The 10286-nt window shown below is 70.3% G+C and carries 8 protein-coding genes; 7 read left to right on the forward strand and 1 reads right to left on the reverse strand.

All coding sequences use genetic code 11. From position 1 onward, the window contains the following. The first annotated feature begins 56 nt into the window (after positions 1–56). The 7 genes from ACODR1_RS04245 to ACODR1_RS04275 all read left to right on the forward strand — a co-directional run bounded on the left by ACODR1_RS04245 (position 57) and on the right by ACODR1_RS04275 (position 8795). On the forward strand, positions 57–4316 hold the full coding sequence (locus ACODR1_RS04245; RefSeq protein ID WP_488879327.1) for a strawberry notch-like NTP hydrolase domain-containing protein: 4260 nt from the start codon (positions 57–59) through the stop codon (positions 4314–4316). Between the two features lie 71 nt (positions 4317–4387). Next, the gene (locus tag ACODR1_RS04250; RefSeq protein ID WP_488879328.1) at positions 4388–5143 is read left to right on the forward strand and encodes a JAB domain-containing protein; all 756 of its coding nucleotides are present in this window, start codon (positions 4388–4390) and stop codon (positions 5141–5143) included. 187 nt (positions 5144–5330) lie between these two features. Next, a complete protein-coding gene (locus tag ACODR1_RS04255; RefSeq protein ID WP_488879329.1) occupies positions 5331–5966 on the forward strand; it encodes a GntR family transcriptional regulator in 636 nt (211 codons plus the stop codon). Between the two features lie 94 nt (positions 5967–6060). Continuing rightward, positions 6061–6195, forward strand: coding sequence for a benenodin family lasso peptide (locus ACODR1_RS04260; protein ID WP_277792967.1), 135 nt, complete (start codon positions 6061–6063; stop codon positions 6193–6195). Between the two features lie 61 nt (positions 6196–6256). Next, the gene (locus ACODR1_RS04265) at positions 6257–6388 is read left to right on the forward strand and encodes a hypothetical protein (protein ID WP_488879330.1); all 132 of its coding nucleotides are present in this window, start codon (positions 6257–6259) and stop codon (positions 6386–6388) included. Positions 6389–6434: 46 nt separating this feature from the next. Beyond that, a complete protein-coding gene (locus ACODR1_RS04270) occupies positions 6435–7082 on the forward strand; it encodes a lasso peptide biosynthesis B2 protein (RefSeq protein ID WP_488879331.1) in 648 nt (215 codons plus the stop codon). After that, positions 7083–8795 carry an asparagine synthase-related protein gene (locus tag ACODR1_RS04275; RefSeq protein ID WP_488879332.1) on the forward strand — a complete coding sequence of 571 codons (1713 nt, stop codon included), beginning with the start codon at positions 7083–7085 and terminating at the stop codon, positions 8793–8795. Here ACODR1_RS04275 and ACODR1_RS04280 read toward each other — a convergent pair. Next, positions 8792–10286 (reverse strand): prolyl oligopeptidase family serine peptidase (locus ACODR1_RS04280; protein WP_488879333.1); only part of this gene is annotated, 1495 nt, incomplete at its 5' end. The genes ACODR1_RS04275 and ACODR1_RS04280 overlap by 4 nt on opposite strands.

Here is a 10286-nt window from a genome sequence, read left to right on the forward strand (position 1 = left end):
CCCGCCGGGTCTGGGAGGAGGAGCCTTCCGCGGCGGGTGAGCAAAGGCCCTGTCCGATGACCGCCTCGTCCCCTTCGCCCCTGTCGCTGTTCGCCGACGACGCCAGCGACGCCGTCGCCAACCTGTTGGCCGCGGCCCGCGCCCTGGTTCCCCATCTCAACCGCTCGCGCCGCCTGGACCGTAAGCTCCTGGCTTCTGTGATGACCCTGACCTTCGGGGCCAGCGACGCCGAGGGCGCCTGGTCCTGGCGCGACGCCTATGACGCGTGCGAGGCGGCCCTCGTGCTGCAGATTCGTCGACTTTCGGCGCAGCTGGCGCGCCTTGAGGACGCCCCTGCCGAGATCTGCGCCCTGCTCGAGGGTCTCGCCGCGCTCTGTCCGACCCAGACCCGCCGCGATGACGAGCAGGTGGCGCTGGATCAGTTCTCCACCCCGCCGCAGCTTTGCGCCCTCGCCGCCCTGGCCGGCCAGGTGCGCGGCGGCGACAAGGTGCTCGAGCCTTCGGCGGGCACGGGTCTGATGGCCATCCTGGCCGAGGTCTGTGGCGCGAGCCTGACCCTCAACGAGCTTTCGCCCCAGCGGGCGGGCCTGCTGGACGGCCTGTTTGCGGCCGCGCCGCGCACGCGCAACGACGCGGTCGAACTGAAGGACCGTCTGCCGGGGGCGGGCGGCTTCGACGTGGTGCTGTGCAATCCGCCGTTCGGGCCGCTGGAGGCGCATCTGCACGCCGCGCTCGACACCCTGGCCGACGGCGGGCGCCTGGCGGCCATCGTGCCGCTGGCCCGGCTCAAGGCCGAGGCCATACTGGCGGGTCTGGCCGCGCGCGGCACGATCGTGGGCCGGATCGGCTTGCCCGCACGCGCCTTCGCCGGCCAGGGGACCTCGGTGGAGACGGGCCTTCTGGTGCTCGACCGCGGCGCGGCCGGACCGATCGCGCCCCTGCATTCCTGCGACGACCTGGCCGAAGCGGTCGGCAGGGTCGCCGCCTTGCCCGGCCGGCCCAGCGTCAAGCCGAGGATCTTCCGCACGCTCGTCCAGCCGGCGGCGTTCGTCGCCCGCGAGCGCGGCCCGGCCTGTCCGGGCCGCCGGCTGGCGCTGCTGGCGCAGACCCGGACCCTCGACTACGCGGTCATCGACTGGCGGGGCGAGGGCGTCGATGTCGGCCTTTATCAGGCCTACCGCCTGGGGCGCATCGCCATCGCCGGGGCGGCTGCCCATCCCTCGCCGCTGGTCGAGTCCGGGCCGATGGCCTCGGTCGCTCCGCCCGTCCCGACCTATCGGCCGCTCTTGCCCACCAGCCTGATCGACGCCCACTGCCTGTCGGACGCCCAGCTGGAGACGATTGTCTACGCCGGCGAGGCCCACGCCCAGACCCTGCCGGGCCGCTGGCGGATCGGCCAGGCCGCCCACCAGGCCGTCGCGGTCGGCGCCGACGCCGACGATGCGGTCAGCTTCCGGCGCGGCTTCTTCCTGGGCGACGGGACTGGCTGCGGCAAGGGCCGCCAGATCGCCGGGATCATCGCCGACAACATGGCCCAGGGCCGCCTGCGCGCCCTGTGGCTCTCCAAGAACGACGCCCTGCTGGAAGACGCCCGTCGAGACTGGGGCGCGATCGGCGGCCAGGGCCAGGACATCGTCCCACAGAGCGGCTGGAAGCAGGGCGAGGCCATCCGGCTCGAGCGCGGCGTCCTCTATTCGACCTACGCCACCCTGCGCCAACCGGCCCGCGGGGACCGGCCCTCGCGCCTGGACCAGATCGTCGCCTGGCTGGGCGAGGACTTCGACGGGGTGATCGTCTTCGACGAGGCCCACGCCATGGCCAACGCCGCCGGCGGGGCCAAGGGCGGCCGCGGCCCTAAGAAGGCCTCGCTGCAGGGCCAGGCGGGGCTGGCCTTGCAGAACCGCCTGCCCAACGCCCGGGTGCTCTATGTCTCGGCCACCGGGGCGACGACGCCGGAAAACCTGGCCTATGCCGCTCGCCTGGGGCTGTGGGGCGGGACCGAGGCGCCGTTCACCACGCGCGAGGCCTTCCTGGAAGCGGTCGAGGCCGGCGGCGTGGCGGTCATGGAGCTGATCGCCCGGGAACTGAAGGCGCTGGGTCTTTACATCGCCCGCTCGCTGTCGTTCGACGGCGTCGAGTACGAGGCCTTGCCGCACGCCCTGTCGGCCGACGACATCCTGATCTGGGATCGCTGGGCCGACGCATACCAGCTGATCCATAAAAATCTTCGGCAGGCGCTGAAAGCCACCGGCGTGCTCGACGAGAACGGCGCGGCCCGCGGCGGCCAGGCCGCCTCGGCGGTGATGTCGGCCTTCGAGGGGACCAAGCTTCGGTTCTTCGGCCACCTGCTGGCCGGCCTTAAGGCCCCCAGCCTGATCGCGGCGATCCGCGCCGACCTCGCCGCCGGCCGATCCAGCGTGGTGCAGGTGGTCAGCACCAACGAGGCGGTGATGGAGCGACGCCTGGCGCAGATCCCCGCCGAGGAATGGAACAACCTGACCGTCGATCTCACACCCAAGGACCAGGTGCTCGACTACCTGATGGCCGCCTTCCCGATCCAGGCGATGAGCGCCATCAACAACGACGACGGCTCGGTGACCCTCGTGCCGATGGTGGAGGACGGCCGACCGATCTACAGCCAGGAGGCCCTGGCGCTGCGCGAGCAGCTGGTGGCCGAACTGGCCTGCCTGCCCGCCGCGCCGGGTGTGCTGGACGCGGTGCTCGACGCCCTTGGACCCGACCTGGTGGCCGAGGTCACCGGGCGGGGCCGGCGGATCGTACGGCGGGAGGACCGCCGTGTCGTCGAACGCCGCAGCGCCTCGGCGGCCAAGGCCGAGACCGACGCCTTCATGTCGGGGGCCAAGCGCGTGCTTGTGTTCTCCGACGCCGGCGGCACCGGGCGCAGCTATCACGCCGACCTGTCGGCGGCTAACCAGCAGCGCCGGGTCCACTACCTGGTCGAGCCAGGCTGGCGGGCCGACGCGGCCATCCAAGGCCTGGGCCGCTCGCACCGCACCAACCAGGCCAGCGCCCCGCTCTTTCGACCGGTGACGACCGACATCCACGGCGAAAAGCGCTTCTTGTCGACCATCGCGCGGCGGCTCGACAGCCTGGGGGCCCTGACCCGCGGCGAGCGGCGCACCGCCGGCGCCGGGCTCTTCCGAGCCGAGGACAACCTGGAAAGCCCGTGGGCCCACCGCGCCCTGCAGGCCTTCTATGTCGCCCTCCACCACGGCGAGGTGGAGGCCATGGACCGCCCGACGTTCGAGACCAAGACGGGCCTGTCCCTGCTCGACGGCCAGGGCAATCTGCGATCGTCCGACGATCTGCCGCCGATGAACACCTTCCTCAACCGGCTGCTGGCCCTGCGCATCGCCGACCAGAACGGTCTGTTCGCCGCCTTCGACCTCATCCTGGCGGGCATTCTCGAACGGGCCGCCGCCACGGGCGCCCTGGACCGGGGCGTGGAGGACATCGTCGCCGACGAGCTGGTGGTCCTGGGCGAGGAGACCCTCCGCACCGACGTGATGACAAGGGCGCAGACGCGCCTGACGCGATTCTCGCTGCGCACGCGGCGAAGCCTGGTCAGCGTCGAGGAGGCCCTCTTAGGCCTGGACCGCGCCGCCCTGCTCTACTGCGTCAATCGCAAGTCCGGCCGCGCCGCCCTGGCGGTGCAAGGCCTGACCACGACCGACGACGACGATCGCCTGACCCCGGCCGTGCGCCTGGTGCGGCCCGAAAAGCGTGTCACCACGCCGCTCAAGACTTTCGAGGAGTCGGCCTGGGAGAGCGTTGACGAGGCGACCTGGTCGGCGGCCTGGCGCGCCGAACTCGAAGCGGCCGACCCGTTCACCACCCGCGAGATCGTGCTGGTCACCGGCCTTCTGCTGCCGGTGTGGTCGAGCCTGCCCAGCCGCCAGGCCAGCGTGCGACGCATCAAGGCCCCGGACGGGCGCCGGTGGCTGGGCCGGGTGCTGGACCCCTTGCAGGTCCCGCCGCTGAAACTGGCCCTGGGGCTTGGCGACGCGGCCCAGACCCTCGGCGAGCCGCGGTTCGCGCAGCGCTCGGTCCTGCAGGACGGCGCGTCGCTGGCGCTGGCCGGCGGCCTGTGGCTGCGCCGGGCGCGGGTCATGGACCGCTGGCGCATCGAGGTGGTCGGGGCCGGCGCCCAGCGGCAGGTGTTCGTCAATCTCGGCTGCTTCGTGGAGATCATCGCCTATACGCCGCGGGTCTTCGTGCCCGTCGACAAGCCAGCGGTGCTTTCGGCGGTCCTGGCCCGCTGGCCGGTCCAAAGTCTGTCGCCGGCGGCGGCGTGAAAGAAAAAGCCAGGGCGAGGGGGGCGAGCGATCCGGGCATGGGGTCCGGCGCCGCCAGATCGGAGGACGCCATGTCCGCCTCCCCTGCCCTCACCGACGTCGCCGCCGAGACCGCCAATGTGCGCGAGGCGACGGCCCAGCCCAGCCTCTTCACGCCCGAAACCCCGGGACGGTGGGCGCCGTCGCGCCAGAAGGTCCTCGACTTCGCCGCGCGCTTCGGGGTCGACGTCATGCAGGACGCCGAGATCCTTCACTTGCATCTGGCCCAGGACGAACCGACCGAAGGTTGCGAATTGGCCATGCGTCTGGTCGAGCGGTTCGGCGGCCTGGCCGGCGTGCTCGCCGCCGACCGCGCCGAACTGCGCCGCCACGTCGGCGAGGCGACCATCCTCAACTTCAAGATCCTGCGCGAGGCGGCCGGCCGGGTCAGCCTGGCGACGCTGAGCGCGCGGCCGGTAATGTCTTCGTTCGGGGCGGTCGCCGCCTTCTTCCGGGCCAAGCTCCGAGGCCTGCCGCGAGAGGAGATCTGGGCCGCTTTTCTGGACAGGAAGAACCAGCTGATCCTGGCCGAAGCCTTGGGCAAGGGCACGGTGGACCATGCGCCGGTCTATGTCCGTGAAGTCCTGCGGCGGGCCCTGGAGACGGGGGCCAGCGCCCTCGTCCTGGCCCACAACCATCCCTCGGGCGATCCCACGCCCTCGAAGCCCGACATCGAGATGACGCGCGCGGTCGCCAGCGCCGGCAAGGCCCTGGGCGTGCTCGTCCATGATCACCTGATCGTCGGCGCCGAAACGGTCGCCAGCTTCCGGACCCTGGGCCTACTTTAGGTCCCGGAAAATCCACCCCCCAAAATTCGCGGGGGAATTTCGGGGAGGTGCCATCGGCGATCGATGCTTCCATCCTCACGCCCCTTTGGCGGGCCCCTGGACGAAAGGACCTGGCGCGACAGGACCTGGCGACAGCGGCCCGCCTTTCGGCGTGCTGCGTTGCGTGGCGTCCAGGGAGTTAAGCCTGATGATCGATCGGCCCGGCACCGGTGAACGCGTCTACCTCTCGATCAAGACCTTCCTGCTGTCTGAAAGCGCCCTGCGGCCCGGCGAACGCATCGACGTCCCCGAGCTTTCGCGGCGGTTCGGGGCCAGCGCCACGCCGGTGCGCGCGGCCCTGCACCGCCTGGTGGGCGAGCGGCTGCTCACCGCCCTGCCCGGCGAGGGCTTCCTTGTTCCCCGTCTGACGGAGCCGGACCTGTCGGACCTCTACCAATGGAACGTCGCCCTCCTGGTCAACGCCGCAAGGTCGGCGGGCGGCGAGCCGGCTATCTCGCCTGACGCTCCCGCGGGCGATGGTCCGATCGCAGCCCTTGAGGACCTGTTCGCGCGCCTGGCCGCCCGCAGCGGCAATGTCGAGGTCGAGTGGGCCGTGGCCGGCGCCAGCGATCGCCTGCATCGCCCACGCTGCGCGGAGCTGGAGCTGGTCCCCGAGTTCCAGGAGGAAACCCAGGAGCTGCGAGGCCTGGCCGCCGCCGGGTCATCCGCGGCGCTGCGTCAGGCGCTCGTCGCCTATCACCGCCGCCGCCTTCGGCTGGTGCCCGCGATCGTCCGCAGCCTCCATGGCCTCAGTGACCGCGACCCGCGGCGCCCTGCGGAATAATCGGAAAATTCCGGCGTTATTTCCTTCGGGTTCTCTACCTGTGGTCGCACCGTTCAACTGTCACGGTGGGCGTGACCTAGAGAAGGAGACCGTCATGGAACGGATCGAAGACCACATCGAAGACGCCCTGATCGACCTGGGCGCCGTCGCCGTCGAAACGCAGGGCGGCAAGCTCAGCGACATCGAGGGCTTCGTCCAGCAGCCGGCCACCGGCATCAGCGACGACTGACCTCCCCCCGGCGCCCTTTCCGCCCGAGAGGGCGCCGCCTTCGCGTTCCGGGAGACAAGCCATGGATACGCAAAACAACACGGCTTCGGAAGTGATCGACCTTGGTGCGGTCGCGGACGTCACCGCCGGGATGATGGGCGTCAACATCGAGGGCTTCCAGCTCCAACCCGAGCTTGGCCTTTCCGACGCCTGAACCACTGCGGCGTCCCCGAGCCGGGGACGTCCGCTCGGAGACCGACATGGATCTCGTCGTTCCCGACCACCTCGCCTACTGCTTCGCGGCCGGTCGTCCCATTTTTCTCGACACGGTCCGCGCGCGCTACTTCACGATCCACGAAACCCTAGGCGAAGCGTTCAGCGCCGTCGTTCGGGATGGGCCGGCCGCTGGGCGCCCCGAGCAGGTGGAGACCCTGATCCGCCGGGGACTGTTGAAGCCCAACGTGCGTCGCGCACCGCGTCTTCCTGTCGTTCCTGCACGACGCGAGCTCGCCCCCGCGCCTAGGGGCGGCTCAAGCCTGATTGACGCGATAGGCGCAGCCTCAGCGATCTGGAGCACGAGCCGACGCCTGCGGCGCGAGCCGTTCGCCAAGATCCTGAGCCAACTGCAAGCCGATCAGGAGGTCCTGCACCGTTCGGAGGCCGATCGGGCTCTCGTCCTCGCCGGGCGCTTCCTGCGACACCGGGCCCTCGTCCCCGTGCGATCGGTCTGTCTCCTGGATTCTCTGGCGTTGCGCGGGTTCATGAGGCGGCGGGGCGGCCATGCCGATCTGGTTTTCGGCGTCATCGCCAGTCCGTTCGCCGCCCACTGCTGGCTCCAGTGTGAAGACCTCGTGCTCAACGATCGGTTGGAGCGGATCGAGGCCTTCACGCCGATCCTGGTGCTCTAGATGACGGCAAGCATTCTGATCCTTTGCGGCCCTGCCGAGCTGGTGCGCCAGCGCGAGACGGAGGTTCTCGGACGGCGGCGCATGACGTCGCGTCTGGCGGGGCACGACTTCGTGGTGATGAGCGATCGACCAGAAGCCGTGCGGCTACCTGACGACATGGGCCTGGTCTTCGGCGAGGTTTTCAGCCGCGCCGATTTTCGCCGCGCCAAGACCATTTCGCCCGACCACGCCAAGGCGATGTCGTCCACCGCCGGCGCTGCGTTCGTGTCGGGGTTCTGGGGCGATTACCTTGCCGTGTTCGCCGATCCGGCCGGGGCCGCACACGTGATCCGCAGCCCGTTTGGCGCCCTGTCGGCATATCGGCTCACGGTCGGAGCGGTAGACGTCATGTCCAACGATGTCGGGCTCCTCATCGATCTGGGCTGGCTGACACCACGGATCGACTGGTCGTTCGTGGCCCACTTCATGGCCTATCCGTTCAGGCGCGCGCGGCGGACGGGCTTCGAGGGCCTGGCCGAACTGCCGCCAGGCTCGGCGCTGACCTGGTCGTCGGGCCGTCCTGACGAAGGTGCGCTCTGGTCGCCCGGGGACCATGTGGCCGACGACGGCGAGGCGGACCACTCGCAGGCGCTTGGGGACCTCGTGCGTCGCTGTGTCAGGGCTTGGGCGGACGGCCGTGACAAGGTCTTGCTGGAGTTGTCCGGCGGTCTGGATTCGTCGGTACTGGCCGCCTGCCTTTGGGACGCCGACGTCGATGTCCGCTGCGTCAACATGGTGTCGCCGGCGCTTGATGGCGATGAACGCCTCTATGCCCGCGCCGTGGCCGAACGGCTGGGACTGGCGCTCGAGGAGATCGCTCTGGCGCCAGGCGACGTGGATCTGACAATGGCGCCGAGCGTGCGCCGTCCGCGTCCGAGCGGCCATGCTCTGCTCGGGGCCTGGGATCGGACGCTCCAGGCGCGGGCCGTTGAGCTTGGGAGCGACGCCTTCGTCTCTGGCGGCGGCGGTGACAACGTCTTCTTCAAGACCCACTCGTCGACCCCCGCGGCCGATGCGCTCCGGCGCGGGAAGCTGGGCGTCTGGATCCGCGCTGTGCAGGACCTCGCCCTGCTGCACGACTGCAGCCTATGGCGCGCTGGCAGCATGTCGGTCCAACGCGCCTTCGCCCCGGCGGCGCAGGCCTGGCGTTCGGACCTGCGGTTCCTGGCTCCACGTGTGGCCGGTACGCCCTTGGAACCTCACCCCTGGCTGGATGGCCCGCGCTTGCTGCCGGGGAAGGTGGAGCACCTCAAGCTGTTGATGAGCGCACACAACTATCTCGACGCCTTCGCGCGATCGGAGACGGCGCCCCTGCTCACGCCGCTGCTGTCTCAGCCCATCGTCGAGCTTTGCCTTTCCATCCCCAGTTGGGAGTGGATCCGCGGGGGCCGAGACAGGGCGGTCACCCGAGCGGCCTTCCGCCATGCTCTACCGCCCTTGGTGGCGGATCGCCGCACCAAGGGCAACCTGTCGGGTTTCGCGGGCCCAGCCTATGAGGCGGCGCGGGGGGAGCTCGCCAGTCACCTCCTTGGCGGGCGCCTGGATCAGGCGGGCCTGCTCGACAAGGCCGCGCTCGCGGGCCTGCTGCGCGAAACCGGCCCCCCGAAAGGCTCGGACTATTTCCGCATCCTGCAGATCGCCGACGTCGAATCCTGGGCGCGCCGTTGGTCCTAGAGCTTGGCGCGGTCCCGCATCGCGCGCCATCGGACATACTGCTCGGACTTGGCCGGGTCGCTATCCTCGACGTCCTGCAGCCAGAACCGAAACCAGTCGAGATTGCGCTGATAGACCGCCAGCTTGTGACGGGGCTGGACCTTTATGTGGGGTTCCTGCGCGAAGACGTACGCCTCGACGGGCGTGGTGCTGTTGGAGAGGCGGGCCAGAAGCTCGGGACCGACGCGATATTCTTGCTCGGACATCTGCATCAGGGTGGCCGCCCGGAGGCGATCGGTCTTCAGCGCCGGCGCCACCATTTTCCAACGCTCCGGGGTCTCGTCGGGCGCGCCCAGGCCCCACGCCACGCGCATCGGGCCGTGGTTGTCGCGGCCGGCCACCCCATGGATCCAGTAGTAGGCCGGTTCGAGTTGGGGCGTGCTGATCGAGACCGCTGTGAGCAGGTCGGATTCGGTGGCGACCCACATGGTCACCTCGCTACCGAAGCTCAGGCCGCCCATCCCGATCCGCCGAACGTCTATGCGGCCTTCGCCGTCCAGCCGGCCGATGATGGCGCGGACGCCTGACAAGGCGACCCGGTAGTTGGCCACCGAGTCCTGCTTGTCGGTCGGCACGCTCGTCTTGTTGATGCAGAGGGCGGCGATCCCCGCATCGGCCAGGGCGCGGAGCGGCCACTCGTCTCCCTCCCCGCCCAGCGCGAACCCCTGGCAGGTATAGTAGGTGATGAACAGCGGCGGCTTGCCGCCGCCGGTCCCCGGGACTGCCGGAAAGAACACGCCGGTAAATTGGTTCCCTTGAGGATCACGCCAGGCCAGTCTCTGCGGCGAGACCCCCAGCAGAGCTCGCGAAGCGTTCGGCTGGGCGACGATGCTGGCGGCCCCCTCGTCGAGATCGATGGCCACCAGCCGCGGCGGATGCTGTGGCGTCGCCGAAACGCAGAACGCCAGGTCCTGGGTCAGGGCGCAGGGGGCGACGTCCCTCGGGTCGCCGCCCAGAACGCCGTCGCCCTTTGCGAGCAGGCGGACCTTGTCGCGGGCGACGTCCCAGACAAGGAGGCTTTGCCGATAGCCAGGCTCCACCCGCGTCAGGATGATCTGGTCCCTGCCGGGCCGCCAGACGCCGGCGCTGATCCTGGACCGGCAGAGGGGGGAGGAACAGACGATGGGCGCGGCCCCGTCCGAACGGCTTACGACCACCCTCGCCGAGCCGTCTCGCGTGCGGGTGATTGTCAGGCGACCGTAGCTGGATGTCATGTCGAGCGCGGCAGGGCCCGAAAACAACGGAGCCCGCGTCTCTCCAGACGACAGTCCGCGGCTCGCGGCGGCGGTCGCGTCGATTTCCTGCGCGGCTCGGCCGCCGGGGTCGGCCTCGTAGAACCTCGCGGGCGCGGCGCCCAGCAGACCGCGCCGTTGAAACCATTGGCCGGCAAGACGCTGGGCCGCGAACCGGCCGTTGACGTCGACCGCGTCGAACAGGTTCTGGGCCGGATCG

This window comes from Caulobacter sp. FG7, assembly GCF_057808875.1.